Source organism: Rhizobacter sp. SG703, assembly GCF_012275445.1.
In the GTDB taxonomy this organism is placed as follows: domain Bacteria; phylum Pseudomonadota; class Gammaproteobacteria; order Burkholderiales; family Burkholderiaceae_C; genus Rhizobacter.
The window spans coordinates 283,384-305,130 of record NZ_JAAZQK010000001.1; the positions used below are offsets into that span (position 1 = coordinate 283,384).

At 74.2% G+C, this 21,747-nt stretch carries 4 protein-coding genes; all 4 read right to left on the reverse strand.

Features of this window, described 5'->3' with window-relative positions; all coding sequences use genetic code 11:
- Positions 1-3: 3 nt before the first annotated feature.
- Genes FHT26_RS01175 through FHT26_RS01190 form a run of 4 tightly spaced genes read right to left on the reverse strand, consistent with a single transcriptional unit; the run spans position 4 to position 21,730 of the window.
- Positions 4-7,767, reverse strand: a complete 7,764-nt coding sequence (locus FHT26_RS01175) for a non-ribosomal peptide synthetase (protein WP_168558366.1) — start codon at positions 7,765-7,767, stop codon at positions 4-6.
- Positions 7,768-15,483 (reverse strand): non-ribosomal peptide synthetase/type I polyketide synthase, encoded by a 7,716-nt coding sequence (locus FHT26_RS01180; protein WP_168558367.1) that lies wholly within the window; start codon positions 15,481-15,483, stop codon positions 7,768-7,770.
- A complete protein-coding gene (locus FHT26_RS01185) occupies positions 15,483-20,765 on the reverse strand; it encodes a non-ribosomal peptide synthetase (protein WP_168558368.1) in 5,283 nt (1,760 codons plus the stop codon). The genes FHT26_RS01180 and FHT26_RS01185 overlap by 1 nt, the downstream gene beginning before the upstream one ends.
- Positions 20,762-21,730 (reverse strand): TauD/TfdA family dioxygenase, encoded by a 969-nt coding sequence (locus FHT26_RS01190; RefSeq protein WP_168558369.1) that lies wholly within the window; start codon positions 21,728-21,730, stop codon positions 20,762-20,764. Before FHT26_RS01190 ends, FHT26_RS01185 begins: the two co-directional genes overlap by 4 nt.
- Between the last annotated feature and the right edge of the window lie 17 nt (positions 21,731-21,747).

Sequence of the window (21,747 nt, forward strand, 5' to 3'; positions counted from 1 at the left end):
TCGTCATTCCAGCGTGTCTTCCAGTGAGTCTTCAAGTTCAGCGAGCAGCGCGCCGAGCCGCTCCGCGGTGCCGGCGGTCGACGGGGCCGGCAACGCAGCCGCCTGGCCGGCCAGCGTCGGGTGATCGAACACGGTGCGCAGCGGCACCTCCAGCCCCAGGCGGTGCCGCAGCTCGGCGACCAGCCGCACCGCGAGCAGCGAATGCCCGCCGAGCTCGAAGAAGTGATCGTGGCGGCCGACGTGCGGCACGCCGATCACCTCGCACCAGAGCGCCGCCAGCGCCTGCTCGGTGTCGCCGAGCGGCGGCACGTGCGCGGCCTCGTCGGCCGTGTCGGGCTCGGGCAGCGCGCGCCGGTCGACCTTGCCCACGGGGTTCAACGGCAGCGCCGGCAACGGCACCAACGCGGACGGCAGCATGTGCTCGGGCAACAGCGTCGCGAGCCGCGCGCGCAGCGCTGGCGGCTCGATCGATGCGCCGGGTTGCAGCGACACCCAGGCCACCAGCCGCGGCCCCGCCGACGAGGGCCGCGCGAGCACGACGGCCTCGCGCACCTCCGGCTGTGCCAGCAGCGCGGCCTCGATCTCGCCGAGCTCGATGCGGAAGCCGCGCAGCTTGACCTGGTGGTCCAGGCGGCCGAGGTACTCGATCTGGCCGTCGTCGTTCCAGCGCACCACGTCGCCGGTGCGGTAGAGCCGGCCGCCGTGGGCGTCGAACGGATCGGCGACGAAGCGCTCGGCGGTCAGGCCCGGGCGCCCGAGGTAGCCGCGGGCCAGCAGCGGGCCGCCGATGCACAGTTCGCCGGCGACGCCGACCGGTACCGGGTGCAGGTCGGCATCGACGATGCGCAGCGCGCGGCCGGGCAAGGCGGTGCCGATCGGCACGGTGGACGGCAGCGGTGCGTCGCGGCGGACGAACGGCGTGCAGTCCAGCGCCGCGGCGGTCGCGGTGGCCTCGGTCGGGCCGTAGGCGTTCAGCAGCGTCACGTGCGACAGGCCGGCGTCTCGCCAGGCCTGGAGGCCTTGCGGGGACATCGCCTCGCCACCGACGGTGACCTGGCGCAGTGCGCCCACATCGCCGCCGGGGTCGCGCGCGAAATCCTGCGCGAGCAACTGCCAGTACGCCGTCGTCAGGTCGGCGACGCTGATGCGCCGCGCGATCACCTCGCGGCGGAACTGCGCGCTGTCCCAGACCTCCGGGCCGCGCAGCACCACCGCGGCACCGATCGCCAGCGGTGCGAACAGCTGCTCGACGAAGGCGTCGAAGTTCAGCGTCGCGAACTGCAGCACGCGGTCGCCGGGCACGAGGCCGAAGCACCCGGCCGCCGCGTGCACATGCCGCGCCAGCGTCCGGTGCGACACCCCCACGCCCTTCGGCCGGCCGGTCGAGCCGGAGGTGTGGATCACGTACGCGAGTTGATCCGGGTGCAGTGCGAGCTGCGGATCGCTCGCCGGTTGATGCTTCAGCGCGTCGGCATCCAGCTGCGCCAGCACCAGCGCGATGCCGCTGTCCTCCACCATCGCCTGGCGCCGCTCGGCCGGATAGGCCGGGTCCAGCGGCACATAGGCCGCGCCGGCCTTCAGCACCGCCAGCACCGCGACGATCATCTCCATCGACCGATCGAGCGCGATCCCGACGCAGGCCTGCGGCTGCACGCCCTGCGCGATCAGCTGGTGCGCGAGCCGGTTGGCCTGCGCGTTCAGTTCGCCGCGGCTCAGTTCGAGATCGCCGAACACCAGTGCCGTCGCGTCGGGCTGCACCCGGGCCAGCCGCTCGATCGTGCGGTGCACCGGCTCGGCCTCGGCGTGCGATTCGATCACCGCGTTCTCACCCAGCCGCAGCAGCCGTTCGCGTTCGCCCTGCGCCAACAGCACCAGCTCGCCGACACACGCCCCCGGCTCGTGCACGAAGGCCGCCAGCACCCGCTCGACCTGCCCGGCCAGCCGCGCCACGGTCGCCTCGTCGAACGCGCCGTGCGCAAAGCGGTAGTCGAAGGCCAGCTGCTCGCCCTGGTGCAGCGCCAGCGTCAACGCATAGTGCGTGTCGTCGCTCGTGCTCGATGCACCGACGCGCAACCCGCCCGGCGGCGCCTCGCGCAGTGCCGCATCGATCGGGTAGTTCTCGAATACCAGCAGGCTGTCGAACAGCGCCTGCCCGCCCTGCCCGGCCCAGCGCTGGATCTCGACCAGCGGCGTGTGCTCGTGCTCGCGCGCCGCGAGCCCCTGCGCCTGCAGTTCGCGCAGCCAGTCGCCGAGCCGCTGCGCCGGGCGCAGTGTCGCCAGCACCGGCAGCGTGTTGATGAACAGCCCCAGCATCTGCTGCGCCCCCGGCAGCTCGGCTGGCCGGCCGGCGACGGTGCTGCCGAAGCACACCGTGCGCTGACCGGTGCAGCGCGCCAGCACCAGCGCCCAGGCGGCCTGCACCAGCGTGTTGATCGTCACCCGCTCGCGCCGCGCCGCGCCAACCAGCGGCTGCACCGCCAGCGTGCGGCGCAGGCCGCCCTGGCCGGGCCGCGGCGCAGCCGGCTTGCGCAGCGCCGAGGCGAGCTGCGTCGGCGCCTCCAGCCGCGCGAGCTGTGCGCGCCAGTGCGCTTCGCCGGCAGCCGGATCGCGCGCCAGCAGCCACGCGATGTGGTCGCGGAAGCGCCCGAGCGGCGGCGGCAAGGTCGCACCGTCGTACGCGCGCAGCACCTCGCCAAGCAACAGCGAGCTGCTCCAGCCGTCGAGCAGCAGGTGGTGCACGGTCCACACGACGTGGTGCCGGTCGTCCCGCGTGCGCAGCAGCGCGACGCGCATCAACGGCGGCTGCGCCAGGTCGAGCGGCGCCGAGAGTTCGGCCTGGGCGAAGTGGTCGACCTCCGCCGCGCCGCGGCCGCGCCAGTCCTGCACCGACCACGGCAGGTCGGCGCGGCGCGCCACCCACTGCAGCGGCGGCTGCGCGATGAAGCCGCTGCGCAGCACCTCGTGGCGCGCCAGCACCGTGGTCCAGGCAGAGCGGAAACGCGCGACGTCCAGCCCATCGAGATCGACGCGCAGCTGCGTGCGGTAGGCCACGCCGCCGCCGTCGACCAGCGTCTGGAACAGCATGCCGGCCTGCATCGGCGACAGCGGGTACAGGTCGTCGAGGTGGTGCAGCGGCAGCGACGACACCAGGCCGTCCAGCGTGGCCTGGTCGACCCCCGCCAGCGGGAAGTCCGACGGCGTGACGCCCATCGCGCCGCTGACGCAATGCGCCCCCAGCGCCAGCAATTCGGCGCGGAACGCGTCGACGAAGCGCTGCACCTCGGCCACGTCGTGCCGCGCGCGGCTGAAGCGCACCGCGAACGACAGCCGGCCGTGCAGCACCCGGCCGTCGACCGAGAACTCGTGCGCCTGCGGGGCGTTCTCGTCGACCGACGCGCCGGGGCGTTCATCGGCCGGTCGCCAGGCCGACTGCGCATCGACGCTGCCGTCGAACTGGCCGAGGTAGTTGAAGACCAGCTGCGCCTGCGGCAGCGTTTGCAGCGCCTGCCGGACTTCGGGCGACCCCAGGTGCTTGTGCAAGCCGTGCGCCAGGCCGCGCAGCGGGACCGCGCGCAGGCGCTCCTTCACCCGCTTCAGCGCCGCACCGGGCTCGCCCAGCGGGTCCAGCACCACCGGGTACAGGCTGGTGAACCAGCCGACCGTGCGCGACAGGTCGATCCCGTCGCCGAGGTCTTCGCGGCCGTGGCCTTCCAGGTCGATGCGGATGCGCTGGTGGCCGCTCCAGCCGCACAGCGCGCGGCCGAGCGCGGTCAGCAGCAGGTCGTTGACCTGGGTGCGGTAGGCGGCCGGGGCGCGCTTCAGCAGCGATTCGGTTTGCGCGGGGTCGAGCTGCAGGTCGATCGTGTGCTGGTGCGCGGCGGTGTTCGCGCCGTCGGGGCGAGCACACGGCAGTCCGGATGCCCATCCGGGGTCGTCGTCCACCGCCGCGTCCCGGATGGGCATCCGCGCTGCGAGGGTCTCGCTCCACGTCTGGTAGCTGTCGGTTTTCGGCGGGAGCACGACGGGTCGCCCCGCCACGCATTGCCCATACGCCGTCTGCAGGTCCTCGAGCAGGATGCGCCACGACACCCCGTCCACCACCAGGTGATGGACCGCGAGCATCAGCCGCCAGCTGCCATCGGCCACCTCGATCGCGAGACCGCGCAGCAGCGGGCCGCGCGACAGGTCGAGGCTGCGCTGCACCTCGTCGCACAGCGCCTCGACCTGCGCCGCACCGGCCGCGCGCCGCACCCACAGCAGCTCGCGCTGGCCGGCCTCGTCGTGCGGTGCATGGGCCTGGTGCCACGCACCATCCGCCTGCTGCGTGAAACGCAGCCGCAGGCTGTCGTGGTGCCGCACCAGCGCCGCCAGCGCCTGCGCCAGCGCCGCCGGCCGCAGCGGATCGCGGCTGTGCAGCAGCAGCGACTGGTTCCAGTGGTGGCGGTTGCGCAGCGCCAATGCGAAGAACTCGTGCTGGATCGGCAGCAGCGGCACCGCGCCGGTCGGCTCCGGCATTGCACACGCCGCACGCGGTGCTTCGGCCTGCGCGAGCGGCGCCAGCAGCGCCGGCGTCTGCCGCTCGAACACCTGGCGCGGCGTCAGCGTCCAGCCCAGGCCGCGCATGCGCGCGACGATCTGCAGGCTCAGGATCGAATCGCCGCCCAGGTCGAAGAAGTTGTCGTGGCGGCCGACACGCGGCACGCCCAGCAGCTCGGCCCACAGTGTCGCCAGCGCCTGCTCGACCGGGCCCTGCGGCGCGGCGTAGCGGTCGTCGTCGGCCCGTGCCTCGATCACCGGCAGCGCTTGCCGGTCGACCTTGCCGTTCGGGTTCAGCGGCAGCGCGTCCAGCACCGCGATCGCCGACGGCACCAGGTAGTCCGGCAAGCGCGCCGCGAGCTGCGCCCGCAGCTCGGCCGGCACCAGCACCGCGCCGGCCCGCGCGGTGACGTGCGCCACCAGCCGCGTCCCGCCCGGCCCCTGCTGCACGCTGGCCACCGCTTCGGCGACGCCGGGCAGCGGCATCAGCTGCGCCTCGACCTCGCCAAGCTCGATCCGGAACCCGCGCACCTTGACCTGCTGGTCGATGCGGCCGAGGTACTCCAACTGCGCGTCGCCGGCCGAATCGACGATCCAGCGCACCAGGTCGCCGGTGCGGTAGAGCCGGCCGCCGGCCGCGTCGAACGGATCGGCGACGAAGCGCTCGGCGGTCAGCCCCGCGCGGCCCAGGTAGCCGCGCGCCAGCCCGGCACCGCCCAGGACCAGCTCGCCGGCCGCGCCGGGCGGCAGCAGGTTCATGTCCGCATCCAGCACACGCGCGGTGCGGTCGCCGCAAGGCCGGCCGATCGGTACGTAGGCGGTGGCGATCTCCGCCGCATCGCCGCGCGCTTTCCATGCCACCGGCGTGACGACCGCCTCGGTCGGCCCGTAGCCGTTGATCAGCAGCCGCGGCCGCAGGTGCTCGCGCACCGCCTGCAGCCCGGCGCGCGGCATCGCTTCGCCGCCGAACGACAGCAGCGCGAGCGGCGCGCCGCCACCCTGGTCCGCGGCCCCCTGCGCCAGCGCCTGCAGGTAGGCCGGCGGGAAGCCGGCGTTCGTCACGCCGTGCTCGCGCGTCGCCGCGAGCGTCTGCGCCGGCGTCCACAGCGCCTCGTCGCGCAGCAGCAGCGATGCGCCGCAGCCGAGCACCGTCAGCAGCCGCTCGTGCGCGCCGTCGAACGAGAACGACAGGAAGTGCAGCTCGCGGGTCGCCGGACCCATCTCGTACAGCAGCGCCGTCTCCCGGCAGTGCATCGCGAGCGGCCCGTGCGCCACCGCAACGCCCTTCGGCCGGCCGGTCGAGCCGGAGGTGTAGATCACGTAGGCCAGGCTGCCGTCGTGCAGCGGCACGGCGGGGTCGCTGTCCTGATCGCTGACGGCGCTGTCTTGCGCCTCCAGCTCGCGCACCGACTCGAGCGTCAGCAGCAAGGCCGCGCCGCCGTCGTCGCGCATGAAGGCCAGCCGGTCGGGCGGGTGCGACGGGTCCATCGGCAAGTACGCGCCACCGGCCTTCAGCACCGCGAGCAGCGCGACGACCAGCTCGAACGAACGCGGCAGCGACACCGCGACCCGCGTCTCCGGCCCGACGCCCCGCGCGATCAGCCGGTGCGCGAGCCGGTTCGCACGGCGGTTCAGCTCGCCGTAGCGGAGCATGCCGTCGCCATGCAGCACGGCCGGCGCATCGGGGCGGCGGCGCGCATGGCGTTCGAACGCGCGGTGCACCCACACCTCCGGCTCGCGTCGCGGCGCATTCGCGCCCCAGGCCTGCAGCAGCTCGCGCTCCGCCGCATCGAGCAGGTCGACATCGCCGAGCGCCGTCTGCGGCTGCCACGCCAACGCGGCCAGCAGCGCGAGGTACTGCCGCGCGAGCCGCGCGATCGTCGCCGGTTCGAACAAGGCCTCGGCATAGCTGAACACCGCCTGCACGCCGCCATCCGGATGCTCCAGCGTGTCGAGCGTCAGCTCGAACTGCGCGGCCAGTTCGTCCAGCGGCTGCTCGTGCACGCGCAGGCCGGGCAGTTGCGCCAGCAGCGCATCGCGGCCGCGCTGGTGGTTGCAGAGCACCTGGAACAACGGGGTCGTGCCGAGGCTGCGTTCGGGCTGCAGCGCATCGACGAGCTGCTCGAACGGCAGGTCGGGGTGCTCCTGCGCGCCGAGCGCGGCGTCGCGCGCCTGCTGCAGCACCTGCGCGAGCGGCATGCGCGCATGGACGACGTTGCGCAGCACCTGCGTGTTGACGAAGAAGCCGACCAGCCCCTCGGTCTCGACGCGCTGCCGGTTCGCGATCGGCACGCCGACCCGCACGTCGTGCTGGCCGCTCCAGCGCGCGAGCAGCGCCTGCCAGCCGGCCAGCAGCACGGTGAACAAGGTCGCCTGCTGCGCCTCGGCGCGCTGGCGCAGCGCGAGCACCAGCGCCGGCGGCAGCGCCACCGCGTGCCGGGCCGCGCGCAGCCGCGCCTCGGCCACGCGCGGGCGGTCGGTCGGCAGTTGCAGCACCGGGTGGTCGGTGCCCAGCTGCGCGGTCCAGTAGGCGAGTTGCCGCGCCTGCTCGCCGGCCGCGAGCCCGTGGCGCTGCCAGCGGGCGTAGTCGGCATAGCGGATCGGCAGCGGCGGCAGCGCGGCCACGCCGCCGGCCACGCGGGCCCGGTACTGCGCGACGAACTCGCCGACGATCACCTGCAGCGACGCGCCGTCGGACACGATGTGGTGCATCACGACCGCCAGCACGTGCTCCTGCGGCGCGAGCCGCAGCAGCGCGAGCCGCAGCAGCGGCCCGTGCGCCAGGTCGAACGGCTCGGCGTGGATGCGCCGCAGCTCCGCGGCCAGCGAGGCTTCGTCGGTGTCGCGCTCGGCCAGCCCGATCGCGGCGCCCGGCAGCACGCGCGGCTGCGCGAGCCCGTCCGGCAACGGGTCGAACACGGTGCGCAGCGATTCGTGCCGCTCGACCAGCGCGTCGAAGCTCGCGCGCAGCGCCGCTGCGTCGAGCCGCCCGCGCAGCCGCAGCGCGCCGGCGATGTGGTACGCCGTGCTCGCCGGGTCGAGCCGCCACAGGAACCACTGGCGGGCTTGCGCAGGCGACATCGGGTCGGGCTCGCCGGTCGCCGGCCACGGCACGATCGGCAGGCGGTCGAAGGCGATGCCCTGCTCGCGCAGCAGCGCCACGAAGGCGCTGCGCTTGTCGGCCGGCAGCCGGGTGAATCGCTCGGCGATGTCGCGGGCGCGTGAGCTCATTCAGTTCTCCAGGGTGGACAGCAGGTCCGCCATGCGGGCCAGCGCCGAATCGTCATCGGCCGCCGCCGGCTGCGCGGCCTGCACCGCGGCCGCCAGCGCGGCCAGCGAACCGTGCTCGAACAGCGTGCGCAGCGGCAGCGCGACGCCCAGCCGCTCGCGCAGCCGCGACTGCACGCGCAAGGCCGCCAGCGAATGCCCGCCGAGCTCGAAGAAGCGGTCCTCGCGGCCGACGCGCTCGACGCCGAGCACCTCGGCCCAGATCGCTGCGAGCACCGTCTCGGCCTCGCCCTGCGGCGCCTCGAAGGCGCCCGCCGCCTGCGGTGCGACCGCCGGCAGCGCGTTGCGGTCGATCTTGCCGTTGGCGTTCAGCGGCAGCGTGTCGAGCACCGCGATCGCCGACGGCAGCATCGCGTCGGGCAGGTGCAGCGCCAGTCGCGCGCGCAGCGCAGCGCCGTCGAGCACCTGCCCGGGTTGCGCCGACACGTACGCGACCAACGACTCGCCGCCGCGCGCGACCACCACCGCCTCGCGCACGCCGGGCTGCGCCAGCAGGCCGGCCTCGATCTCGCCGAGCTCGACGCGCATGCCGCGGATCTTGACCTGGTGGTCGATGCGGCCGAGGTACTCCAGCTCGCCGTCACCGCGCCAGCATGCGAGGTCGCCGGTGCGGTACAGCCGCTCGCCCGGCACGAACGGGTCGGCGACGAAGCGCTCGCTGGTCAGCCCGGGCCGCCCGAGGTAGCCACGCGCGAGGCCGATGCCGCCCAGGTACAGCTCGCCGGCCACGCCCGGCGGCACCGGCTGCAGCCCGGCATCGAGCACCAGCGTGCGGGTGGCCGAGATCGGCCGGCCGATCGCGACGCGCAGGTGGCCACGATCCTTGGCAAGGTCGTGGCAGCGCGATTGCGTCACGTCGATCGCCGCCTCGGTCGGGCCGTACAGGTTGAACACGCCAGCCCGCGGCAGGCGCCGCAGCAGCTCGTTCCGGGCCTCGGCCGGCAGTGCCTCGCCGCTGCAGACCACGCGCCGCAGGCTGTCGCAGCGCTCGACCTCGGCATGCGCCAGGAAGGCCTGCAGCATCGACGGCACGAAATGCAGCGTCGTGACCCGCTCGCGGCGGATCAATGCCGCGAGCCGCGCCGGATCGCGGTGCTCGCCGGGGGCGGCCAGCACCAGCCGCGCGCCGGTCATCAGCGGCCAGAAGAACTCCCACACCGAGACGTCGAAGCCGAACGGCGTCTTCTGCAGCACGGCGTCGTCCGGCGTCAGCGCATGGGCCTGCTGCATCCACGCGAGCCGGTTGTGCAGCGCATGGTGGTGGTTCGCGGCGCCCTTGGGCCGGCCGGTCGAGCCGGAGGTGTAGATCACGTAGGCCAGGTGCCGGCCGTGCAGCGCGACCCGCGGATCGGTGTCGGGCCGGTCGCCGTCGCCGTCGGCCTCGACCGGCAGCACCAGCAGCGCCGGCCGGCCGCCGAAGCGCGCCGCCAGGTGCGGTTGCGTCAGCAGCAGCGCGATGCCGCTGTCGTCGAGCAGGTACTGCAAGCGCTCGTCCGGATGCTCCGGGTCCAGCGGCACGTAGGCGCCACCGGCCTTCAGGATCGCCAGCAGGCCGACGACCATCTCGACCGAGCGCTCCATCGCGATGCCGACCCGCATGTCCGGCCGCACGCCGTGCGCGATCAGCCGGTGCGCGACGCGGTTGGCGCGGCGGTTCAGGTCGCGGTAGCTCAGCGACTGCCCGCCGGAGGCCAGCGCCACGGCCTGCGGATGCGCGTCGGCCTGGCGTTCGAACGCGCGGTGCACCGGTGCGTCGTACCGATGCTGCTCATCGTTGCGGCTCCAGCGCGCCAGCAGCGCCTGCTCGTCGGCGCCGAGCAGCGCGACCTCGCCGACGGCGCACTGCGGCTGCGCGACCAGCGCGCGCAGCAGCGCCACGTAGTGCGCGCCCAGCCGTTCGACGCGCACCGCATCGAACAGCGCATCGGCATGGCGGAACGCCGCGCGCAGCCGGCCGTCGTCCAGCTCCTGCGTCTCCAGCGTCAGCTCGAACGGCGCCGCGCGCTCCGCCAGGTCGATGCGGGACACCTGCAGTCCCGGCCACCCATCCGGCGCGCGCCCGCCCTGCCCCAGGTGGTTGAACATCACCTGGAACAGCGGCGTGACACCGGGCAGGCGCTGCGGCCGCAGCGCCTCGACGAGGTGGTCGAACGGCAGGTCCTGGTGGGCTTGCGCGTCGACAGCCGCATCGCGCACCTGCTGCAGCAGCGCCTGCAGCGGCATGCGGCCGTCGACACGCGCCTGGATCGCCAGCGTGTTGATGAAGAAGCCGACGACCCGCGCCGTTTCGGGCCGGTGCCGGTTGGCCACCGGCACGCCGATGCGCACCACCGTCTGGCCGGTGTGCCGGAACAGCAGCGCATGGAAGGCCGCGACCAGCCCGATGAAGAGCGTCGCGCCGTGGGCCGCGACGAGGCGCTTCAGCCCGTCGACCAGCTCGGCCGGCAGGTCGACGAGGTGCTGCGCGGCGCCAGTGCGCACGGCCGGGCCGCGCGGGCGATCGGTCGGCAACGCGAGCACCGCGTCCGGATCGTCGATCTGGCGCTGCCAGTACGCGAGCTGGCGCGCGCCCTCGCCATCGGCCAGCCAGCGCCGTTGCCAGGCCGCGAAATCGGCATAGCGGATCTCCGGTGCCGGCAGCGCCGCGCGGCGGCCGTCGCGCGCAGCGGCATAGCGCTGCGCCAGCTCGTCCAGCATCAGCTCGACCGACCAGGCGTCCGACACGATGTGGTGCATCATCAGCAGCAGCTCGTGCTCGCCGGGCGCGCGCCGCAGCAGCATGCCGCGCAGCAGCGGACCGCGGCGCAGGTCGAACGGCGTGCGCGCGATGCGCAGCGCCTCGTCGCGGCGGCGCGCCTCGCGCTGGGCGGCCGGCAGTGCCGACAGGTCGAGCAGCGGGATCTCGACCGCCGCATGGTCCTGCACCACCTGCTCCAGCACCCCGCCCTCGCCTTCGCGGAACACCGTGCGCAGCCCGTCGTGCTGCTGCACCAGCTCGCCGATCGCCTGCTGCAGCGCCTTCACGTCGAGCACGCCCGACAAGCCCAGGCCGCCGCCGACGTGGTATGCGGTGCTGTCGGGGTCGAGCTGCCACAGGAACCACTGGCCCTGCTGCGCCGGCGACATCGGCGCCACCGCGCCGGCCTCGCGCTTGATCGCATCGGCGACGAGCACGGGTGCCTCGGCCGCCGGCGCGCGTTCGCGCACCGCCTGCGCCAGCGCCGCCACCGTCGGCGTCTTGAAGAACAGCGCCGGGTGCAGCTCGACCCCCTGCGCCTGCCGCACGCGCGACAGCAGCCGGATCGCCAGCAGCGAATCGCCGCCGAGCTCGAACAGGTTGTCGTGCACGCCGATCGGCGCGATGCCGAGCAGCTCGGTCCACAACGCCGCGAGGCCTTCTTCCAGCGCACCGTCCGGTGCGGCGAACGGCGTCGCCAGCACCGGCCGCGGGTGGCCGCTGCGCGCCGGCGTTGCGGTCGCGGCCGAGGCGGCGATCACGTCCAGCATCCCGCCGTCCAGCGGACCCAAGCGCTGCGCGAACGGCGTGACGGACACCACCGTCTGCGGAAGATCCGGCCCGTTGACGATGTGCTCGAACGCCGCGGCACCGCTGCGCTCGTCGAGGCCGATGCCGTCGGGCAGGTCCATGTCGACCGCGATGCCGACATCGCGCCAGGCATCCCAGTTGACCGAGAACAGCGGCGGGCCGTCGCCGCGCCGCGACGCATGGGCCAGCGCATCGAGGTAGGCGTTGGCGCCGGCGTAGTCGCTGCGGCCGAGGCCGCCGATCAGGCTCGCGACCGACGAGCAGAACAGCACGTAGGCCAGCGGCTCGTCGCGCAGCACCGCCAGCAGCGTCTGCGTGCCATGCAGTTTCGGCTCGAACGCCGCCTCGACCTGCGCGCGGCGGCGTTGCGCGATCAACCCGCGGTCCGGGTGCACGACCGCATGCACGACGCCCTGCACCGGGCCGAAGCGCTGGTGCACCTGCGCCAGCGCCGCGCGCAGCTGCGCCGCGTCGTTGACATCGGCGGCGACCGTCATCAGCTCGGCGCCGGCCGCTTCGAGCGCGACCAGCTGCTGCAGCTTGCGTCGCAGCGCCAGCGGCTGCCGTGGGTCGTCGGCCAGCCGCGCCCAGTCGTCGCGCGGCGGCAGTTCGGTGCGGCCGAGCAGCACCAGCCTCGCCTGCCAGGCGCTCGCCAAGTGCCGCGCCAGCGCGAGGCCGACGCCGCCAAGCCCGCCGGTGATGAGGTACACGCCGCCACGGCGCAGCCGCTGGCGCGTCGGCAGGCCGGCCGGCAGCGGCTCGTAGCGCCGCACCCAGCGGTGCGGGCCGCGCCAGGCGACGCCGGCGTCGCTGCCGTCGCCCAGCGCCTCGTCGACCAGCGCGCGCGCCAGCCGGTCTTCGGCCTCGCTCTCGGGTGCCGGCAGCAGCACATCGACGACGCGGCAGCGCAACGACGGGATCTCCTGCCCCATCACCCGCGCGAGGCCGAGCATCGTCGCCTTCTCAGGCGCCAGCGGCTCGGTGCCGGTCACATCTTCGACGCGGTCGGTGACGACGGTCAGCGCGAGCGGCGCCGCGGCGTGCGCCTCGGCGGCCTGAGCGAACGCGAGCAGGCTCAGGTAGCCGGTCTCCAGCCGCGGCGTTTGCGATGTGGCGCTGCGCGGGCCGTCGAGGCTCCACAAGTGCAGCACCTGGGTCAGCGGCCCTTGCCCGGCCTGCACCTCGCGCAGCAACGCGTCGAGGTCCTCCCGCTCGGCGGGACGCACGCGGTACTGCTGCGCCATCGTGCGCGCGAAGCGGGCGCCAGGCTGCGCGAAGCTGACGCGCGCGCCGCGCCGGCGCAGCTCGCGCAGCACGCTGGCGCCGATGCTGTCGACCTCGCCGAGCACCAGCACGTGGCCGGCGGAGTCCTTCGCCGGCGATGGCGGCGCACTGCGCTGCCAGACCGGTGCGTAGAAGCGCGAGTCGTCGCCCTTCGGTGCGGCGGCGGGCGCGCCGGCCTCCACCCAATGGCGGCGCCGCTGGAACGCATAGGTCGGCAGCGGCACGCGGCGCCGCGCGGCGCCAACGCGCCAGGCCGTCCAGTCGACCGGCACGCCGGCCACCCACGCGGCCGCCACCGTGCCGGCCAGTTGCTGTGCATTGCGCGCGTGCTGCTGCGGGTGGGCCTGGCTGGCCCACAGGCCGGCGGCGGTCGCGACGCCCGGGTGCTGGCGCGCGAGCCCGCACAGCGTTGCGCCCGGGCCGACTTCGAGCAGCGCCCGCCCCGGCACCTCGAACATCGCGCTCAGCCCGTCGGCAAAGCGCACCGCGCCGCGCAGGTGGCGGCCCCAGTAGGCCGGGTCCACCGCCTCGGCCGCGGTGATCGCGCGGCCGCTCGCGTTCGAGATGAACGGCAGCCGCGGCGCCTCGCGCGGCACCGCGGCGATCGTGCGCTCCAGCTCGGCGACGATCGGTTCCACCATCGACGAATGCGATGCGATACCGACATGCAGCCGGCGCGGCTGCTGGCCGGCCTCGCGCAGGCGCGCCTCGGCCCGCTCGACGGCATCGACCGGGCCGGCGATCACGCACAGCTGCGCAGCATTGACCGCCGCGAGGTCGCAGCCGTCGTCCAGGTACGGGCGCAGCGCATCTTCCGGCAACGCGACCGCCGTCATCGCTCCGGCCGGCAGCGTCTGCATCAGCCGGCCGCGCACCGCGACGATGTGCAGCGCATCCTCCAGCCGGAACACGCCGGCCATGCAGGCCGCGACGTATTCGCCGAGGCTGTGGCCGAGCATCATCGCCGGCTCGGCCCCCAGGCTGATCCACCAGCGCGCCATCGCGTACTCGATGACGAACAGCGCCGGCTGCTGCAGTTCGATGCGGGCCAGCCGCAGCTCGGCCGGCGCTTCTTCTGCGGGCGCCGGGAACAGCAGCTCGCGCAGGTCGACGCCGAGCTCGGGCCGCAGCCGCTCGCAGCAGCGGTCGACCTCGGCGCGGAACACCGCGCTGCGCCGGTACAGCGCCTCGCCCATGTGCACATGCTGCGCACCGCCGCCGGGGAACAGGAACACCAGCTCGGGCGGGGTGTCGACCGCGGCGTTCGCCGCTTCGGGCGCGAGCAGCATCTGCGCGGCCAGCGACGCGCGGTCGGCCACCACCGCGCTGCGATGCGCGAAGGCCTGCCGGCCCGCTTGCAGCGTGTGTGCGACGTCGGCCAGCGCCTGCGCGGACTCACCCTGCAGGTGCGCCGCCAGCTGCGCGCGCATCTGCTGCAGCGCGTGGCCGTCGCGCGCCGACAGCGGCAGCACCTGCCAGTCGCCGTCTTCGGGCAGCATCGACGCCTCGGGTGCTTCCTCCAGCACCACGTGCACGTTGGTGCCGCCGATGCCGAAGCCGCTGACGCCCGCCCGCCGCGGCGTGTCGCCGCGCGGCCACGGCGTCGCGGTGGTCGCGACGAAGAACGGGCTGTCGTCCAGCGCGAGCTGCGGGTTCGGCCGCTCGAAATGCAGGCTCGGCGGCAGCGTGCGGTGCTTCAGCGCCATCACCGCCTTGATCAGTCCGGCGACGCCGGCGGCCGCATCCAGGTGGCCGATGTTGGTCTTGACCGAACCGAGCGCGCAGAAGCCGCGCCGCGCGGTGCCGGCCCGGAAGGCCTGCGTCAGCGCCGCGACCTCGATCGGGTCGCCGAGCACGGTGCCGGTGCCATGCGCCTCGATGCAGCCGATGCTGTCGGGCGACACGTCGGCCAGCAGGTGGGCGGCGCGGATCACGTCGGCCTGGCCGCGCACGCTCGGCGCGGTGAAGCCGACCTTGTCGGCGCCGTCGTTGTTGGCCGCCGATCCCTTGATCACCGCGTGCACCGTGTCGCCGTCGCGCAGCGCGTCGTCGAGGCGCTTCAGCACCACCAGGCCTGCGCCGCTGCCGATCAGCGTGCCGGCGGCCTTCTCGTCGAAGGTGCGGCAATGGCCGTCGGGCGACAGGATCGCGCCGGCCTGGTGGCGGTAGCCGCCGTCCTGCAGCAGGTTCAGCCAGACGCCACCGGCCAGCGCCATGTCGCAGTCGCGGGCCAGCAGCGCCTGGCAAGCCGTGTGCACCGCCGTCAGCGAGGTCGAGCATGCGGTCTGCACCGTGACGGCCGGGCCGCGCAGGTTCAGCTTGTAGGCGACGCGGGTGCACAGCGAGCCGGGCGAATTGCCGCTCATCAGGCTCAGCAGCTCGGCGATCTGGCCGGTGGCCTCGCCGCCGAACGACGGCAGCAGGTGCCGGATCAGGTACAGGTTCGGTCCGTCGCCGGCGTACACGCCGACCGGCATGTCGAGCTGCCCGCTGGCGTAGCCGGCGTGCTCCAGCGCCTGCCAGGCGCATTCGAGGAACAGGCGCTGCTGCGGGTCGAGCTGCTCGGCCTCGCGCGGCGTGTAGCCGAAGAAGCCGGCGTCGAACTCGCCGATGCCGTCCAGCCGCACGCCGGCCTTCACGAAGCTCGCGTCGTCGAGCAGTGCCTGCGGCACGCCGCGCGCGCGCAGCTCGTCGTCGCTGAAGCGGGTGACCGATTCGACGCCGTCGCGGATGTTGCGCCAGAACGCGTCGACATCGGCCGCGCCCGGGAAGCGGCCGGACAGGCCGACGATCGCGATCTCGATGCCGTTCGAGTCTTGGGGGTGCATCAGGTGTTCCTCTGGGTGGGGCGCCGCCGCTGCAGCAGCGCGGCCCGTTGTTGCCGGGTGCGGTCGTCGACGGCGGTGCTGGCCGGCACGGCCGCACCGCGCTCCAGCCGCTGCGCGAGCGCCGCCAGCGTCGGGTGCTTGAACAGCTCGACCAGCGGCACCGACGGATCGAGCCGCTGCTGCACCAGCCGGTGCACGCGGATCAGCAGCAGCGACTGCCCGCCGAGGTCGAAGAAGTTGTCGTGCAGCCCGACGCGGGCGACGCCCAGCACCTCGCGCCAGATGACGGCCAGCGCCTCGGCGACGCGGCCCTGCGGCGCGACGTGCGCGCGGTCGCCGTCGAACACCGGCTCGGGCAGCGCGCGGCGGTCGACCTTGCCGTTCGGCGTCAGCGGCAGCGCGTCCATCGCGACGATCGCGCTGGGCACCATGTGCTCGGGCAACGCCTCGCCGAGGGCGTGGCGCAGCGCGGCGGCATCGATGCGCCGGCCGGCCTGCGGTGCCGCATAGGCCACCAGCCGCAGGCCGGCAGGACCGGGGCGGGCGACGACGACCGCATCGCGCACCGCCGGCTGGGCCAGCAAGCGCGCTTCGACCTCGCCGAGCTCGATGCGGAAGCCGCGCACCTTCACCTGCTGGTCGATGCGGCCGAGGTAGTCCAGCTGGCCCTCGGGATTCCAGCGCACCAGGTCGCCGGTGCGGTACAGCCGCCCGCCGTGCGGATCGAACGGGTCGGCGACGAAGCGCTCGGCCGTCAGCGCGGCCCGGTTCAGGTAGCCGCGCGCCAGGCTGACGCCGCCCAGATGCAACTCGCCGGGCACGCCGGGCGGCACCAGGTTCAGGTCGGCGTCGAGCACGCGCGCGCTCGTGTCGGCGATCGGCCGGCCGATCGGCACCGCGGCGCCATCGGCGCGGCAGGTCCAGTGCGTCACGTGGATCGTCGTCTCGGTCGGGCCGTAGAGGTTGTACAGCGTGGCGCGCGGCAGCCGCAGCGCGACCTCCTTCTGCGCCTCGGCCGGCAGCGCCTCGCCGCCGACGATCACGCGGCGCAGCGGGGCCCGGGTTCCCATCGCCTGCACCTGCGGCTGCTGCAGGAAGGCCTGCAGCATCGCCGGCACGAAGTTCAGCGTCGTGATGCGGTGGCGCAGGATCAGCGCCGCGAGCCGCGCCGGGTCGCGGTGCTCGCCGGGTTCGGCCAGCACCAGCGGCGTGCCGGTGGTCAGCGGCCAGAACATCTCCCAGGCCGACACGTCGAAACCGAACGCGGCCTTGTGCAGCACGGCGTCGGACGCGTCGAGCCGGTACGCCTGCTGCATCCAGGCCATGCAGCTCGCGAGCGCGCGGTGCCGCACCGCGGCGCCCTTCGGCGTGCCGGTGGAGCCGGAGGTGTAGATCACGTAGGCCAGCTGCTCGGCATGCACGGCGACCTGCGGGTCGTGGTCGGGTTCCGTCGCGAGATCGGCGCTGTCGAGGTCGAGGGTGTCGAGGTCGAGCGCGGGCGCGACCATCGCCGGCAGGCGCCCGCGCACCGCAGCCTGCGTCAGCACCAGCGCGACGCCGCTGTCGGCGGCCATCCACGCGAGCCGTTCGGCCGGCAGCTCGGTGTCCAGCGGCACGTAGGCCGCGCCGGCCTTCAGCACCGCGAGGATGCCGACCATCATCGCGACCGAGCGTTCGAGCGCGATGCCGACGCGCGTCTGCGGGCCGATGCCCGATGCGATCAACCGGTGCGCGAGCCGGTTCGCGCGGCGGTTCAGCTCGGCGCGGGCCAGCGTCGTGTCGGCCACGTGCAGCGCGACCGCCGAAGGGTCGTCGCGCACCTGCTGCTCGAACGAACGATGCACCGGCTGCCAGTCGTCGAAGCGATGCGTATCGACACCCCAGTCCTCCAGCCGCGCCCGGTCGTCGGCGCCGAGCAGCGGCACGTCGCCGAGCGCCTGCGCCGGCTGCTGCGCCAGCGCGTTCAGCAGCGCGAGCAGCTGCGCGCCGAAGCGCTCGATGGTCGGCGTGTCGAACAGCTCGGCGGCGTAGACGAACGACAGCGCGAGCGCATCGCCCGCCCGTTCGCGCAGTTCGAGCACCAGCTCGAACTGCGCCGCCAGTTCGGGCAGCGGCAGCGATTCGACGTCCAGCCCCGGCAACTGCCGCAGCCCGCGCGGGTCTTCGGCGACGTGGTTGAACATCACCTGGAACAGCGGGCTGGCGCCTGGGCTGCGCTCCGGCTGCAAGGCCTCGACGAGGCTGTCGAACGGCAGCTCGGCATGGGCCAGCGCGCCGAGCGAGGCGTCGCGCGCCTGCGCCACCAGCTCCGCGAGCGTCGTGCGGCCGTCGACGCGGCTGCGCAGCACCAGCGTGTTGACGAACAGCCCGATCAGCGCCTGCGACTCCGGCCGCGCGCGGTTCGCGACCGGCATGCCGACGCGCACGTCGCGCTGGCCGGTGCAGCGGTACAGCAGGCCCTGGAAGACGCCGAGCAGCAGCATCGACAGCGTCGCGCCCTGCCCGTGCGCCACCGACTGCAGCGCGGCGCGCAACGGTTCGGGCAGCATGAACGAATGGCGCGCGGCGCGGTAGCCGGCCTGCGGGCGGCGCGGGTGGTCGGTGGCCAGCGCGAGCACCGGTTCTTCGGTGTCGTCGTGCGCGAGTTCGGCACGCCACCACGCGAGCTGCCGCGCGGCCTCGCCGGCGGCGAGCTCGTCGCGCTGCCACAGCGCATGGTCGGCGTACTGGACCGCCGGCGCCGCGAGCGGCAGCGGCCGGCCGGCGAGCCGCGCGGCATAACCCGCGGCCAGTTCGTCGGCGAACAATTGCATCGACGCGCCGTCCGAAACGATGTGGTGCATCACGACGACCAGTTGGTGCGCGTCGTCCCGCACCTGCAGCAGGCCGACGCGCCACAGCGGGCCGCGGTGCAGGTCGAACGGGGTGTCGAGCAGGCGCTGCAGCACGGCCTGGCGCTCGCCGCCGGGGCGGTCGCGCAGGTCGAACGGCTGCAGCACGATCGGCATCGACGGCTGGATGTGCTGGCGCGGCATGCCGTCGTCGGCAGGCTGGAACCGCGTTCGCAGCGGCTCGTGGCGGGCGGCCAGTGCGTCGAGCGACGCTTGCAGCGCGGCCGCGTCGACGAAGCCGCGCCACTGCAGCCCGAAGCGCACGTGGTACGCGCTGCTCGCCGGATCGAGCTGCCACAGGAACCACTGGCGCTGCTGGGCGTTCGACAGCGGCAGCGGTTCGCCGCGCCGCGCCGCGTCGAGCACCGGGATCGGCGTCGATGGCGGCGCACCGGCGTCGCAGGCCTGGCGCACCCGCGCGGCCAGGTCGACCAGCCGCGGCTGTTCGAAGACATCGCGCGGCGCGAACCCAATGCCCCAGCGCCCGGCGATGCGCGCGGCCAGTTGCACCGCGGCCAGCGACTGGCCGCCGCACGCGAAGAACTGCGCATCGCGCGCCGGCAGCGCGGCAAGGCCGAGCACCTCCTGCCACAGCGCCGCGAGCGCGGCCTCGGTGGCGTCGAGCGGCGCCGCCTCGGCGGCCCCGCCGCCACCGACGACGAAGCGGCCGTGCGCGAACACCGCGAAGGCGTCCAGCGTGCCCTGTTCGAAGCCCTGCCGGCAGGCGCGCCGCTGCAGCTTGCCGCTGGAGGTCTTCGGCAGCGTGCCAGGGTTCAGCAACAGCGCGACCGACACCGCCTCGCGGCAGGCGTCGGCGCAGGCCTCGCTCAGCGCCTGCACCAGTGCCGCGGCCGGCACGCGCTTCTGCGTCGCGCGCGAGACCTCGACCGCGATGCCGATGCCCTCGCCGCCCTCCGGCCGTTCGACCGCGAACGCCGCAACGCGGCCGGCACGCACCGCGTCGACCTCGGCCTCGATCGCGCGCTCGATGTCCTGCGGGTAGACGTTCTGGCCGCGCAGGATGATCAGGTCCTTCAGCCGGCCGGTGACGTGCAGCTCGCCGTCGCGCACGAAGCCGAGGTCGCCGGTGCGCAGCCAGCGCTGGCCGCCGCGTTCGACGAAGGCGGCCTGCGTCTCGGCAAGCCGCTGCCAGTAGCCTTGCGCGATGTTCGGGCCGGCCGCCCAGATCTCGCCGACCTGGCCGTCGGCGCAGACCGCGAGCGTCTGCGGATCGACCAGCTCGACGCGCTGGCCGGCCGGCACGCGGCCACTGCTGACCAGCGTGACGGCATCGCCGCCCGCGCCGTGCTCCGCCCGGCCCTGCGCGAGTGCCTCGGCCGAAAACACCTGCGCCCGCAGGCCCTGCCCGCGCGTGGCACCGCTGACGAACAGCGTCGCCTCGGCCAGGCCGTAGCACGGGAACACCGAGCGCGCGTCGAAGCGCGCCGGTGCGAAGCGCTCGACGAAGGCCCGCAGCGTGTCGTGCCGCACCGGCTCGGCACCGCTGAACGCGACCCGCCAGCTCGACAGGTCGAGCCCCGCGATCGCGCCGTCTTTCACCCGCTCGACGCACAGCCGGTACGCGAAATCAGGCGCGCCGCTGATGCTGCCGCGGTGCCGCGCGATCGCCTCCAGCCAGCGCACCGGCCGCTCGAGGAAGAACTGCGGCGTCATCAGCACCGCCGGGATGCCGCGGTGCAGTGGCTGCAGCAGCCCGCCGACCAGCCCCATGTCGTGGTACAGCGGCAGCCAGCTGACGAACACGTCGCCCGCGCCGACCTCGAAGCCGTCGCCGATCGCGCGCTCGTTGGCCATCAGGTTGCCGTGGCTCACCATCACGCCCTTCGGCGTCGACGTGGAGCCGGAGGTGTACTGCAGGAACGCGATGTCGCCGTCGCGCGGCGCGTGCGGCTGCCACGCGGCGGCAAGCGCGGCATCGTCGGCGGCATCGAACTCGTCGAGCGCGATCGGCTCGGCACCGGCGAAGCCCGCGCCGATCAGCGCCAGCGTCGCGCGCGTCGCGAGCAGCGCCGCCGGCTGCGCATCCTGTGCAATGCCGGCCAGCCGCGCCAGGTGCTGCGGCCGCGCCGATTCGGGCGGGAACGCCGGCACCGCGATCAGCCCGGCGTGCAGGCAGGCGAGGAACGAGACCACGCAGCGGTCGTCGTTGTCGAGCAGCAGCAGCACGCGCTCTCCGGGTGCGAAGCGGCGCTGCAGCCGCGTGGCCAGCGCACGCACGCGCCGTGCGAGCGCGGCGTAGGTGATCGGCGTGTCGACCGTGCAGCCGTCGACGGCACCGACGATCACCAGCGCGGTGTCGTCGGGCCGGCCGGTCGCAAGCTGCTGCAGGTGCTCGACGAAATTGCGGGAGGACAGTGGCAAAAGCGTCATCGGGACAGGTCCTGGTCGAGGTTGCCGTGCGGCTCGGCCATCGCGACCACCACCTTGCGCGGGCCCTTGAACGGCGCACGCGCATGCGCGGCCAGCATGTTGTCGAGCATCAGCACGTCGCCGGCCTGCCAGCGGAACGACACCGTCTGCGCGTCGAGCACCGCGCGCACCTCGTCGAGCATCGCGTCGGGGATGGCCGAGCCGTCGGCGAAGCAGGCGGTGCGCGGCATCTCGTCGGCGCCCAGCAGCTCCTCGAGCGACTCGCGCACCTCCGGCGGCAGGTTCGACACGTGGAACAGGTGCGCCTGGTTGAACCACACCGTCTCGCCGCTGCGCGGGTGCACCGCGGTGGCCTGGCACAGCTGCGTGGTGCGCAGGTTGCCGTCGGGCTTCCATTCGAAGCGCACGCCCGAGCGGCTGCACCAGGCCTCGACCTCGTCTCGGCGGTCGGTGTTGAACACCTGCTGCCACGGCACGTCGAACTCGCCGTAGTTGCGCACGTACAGCACGCCGGGGGCGAAGCGGCGGCGGATCGCGTCGGGCATCTGGCGCCAGATCGCGCGGCTGTCGGCGATCGGCGTCTCGCCGCCCTCGGGCGCCGCGGTGACGCAGTGGAACCAGATCTTCATCGGCCACTCGCGTGTGTAGGCCTGCTCGTTGTGCAGCGGGATGCGCTGGTGCGCCGGGTACTCGGTGGAGGTGTAGACGCCGCCGCCGACCGCGCTGCGCGGCGTCGAGCCGAACTCGTAGGCGAGCAGCGGGTGGCCGAAGGCCGCGGCGAACGCGCGGAACGCATCGACGCCCGGCACCTCGAAGCCGCGCAACAGCACGCCGCCGATGCGCGCGAGCAGCGCGTCGATGTCGCCGCGCAGCGCCGCGAAGGCGCCGAGCAGCGGCTCGCCGGGGCGCGCAGGCGACAGCACGGCCGGCAGGGCCGCGCGGGCCGGATTCAGCAAGTCGGTCATGGGATCCTCGTCAGGAT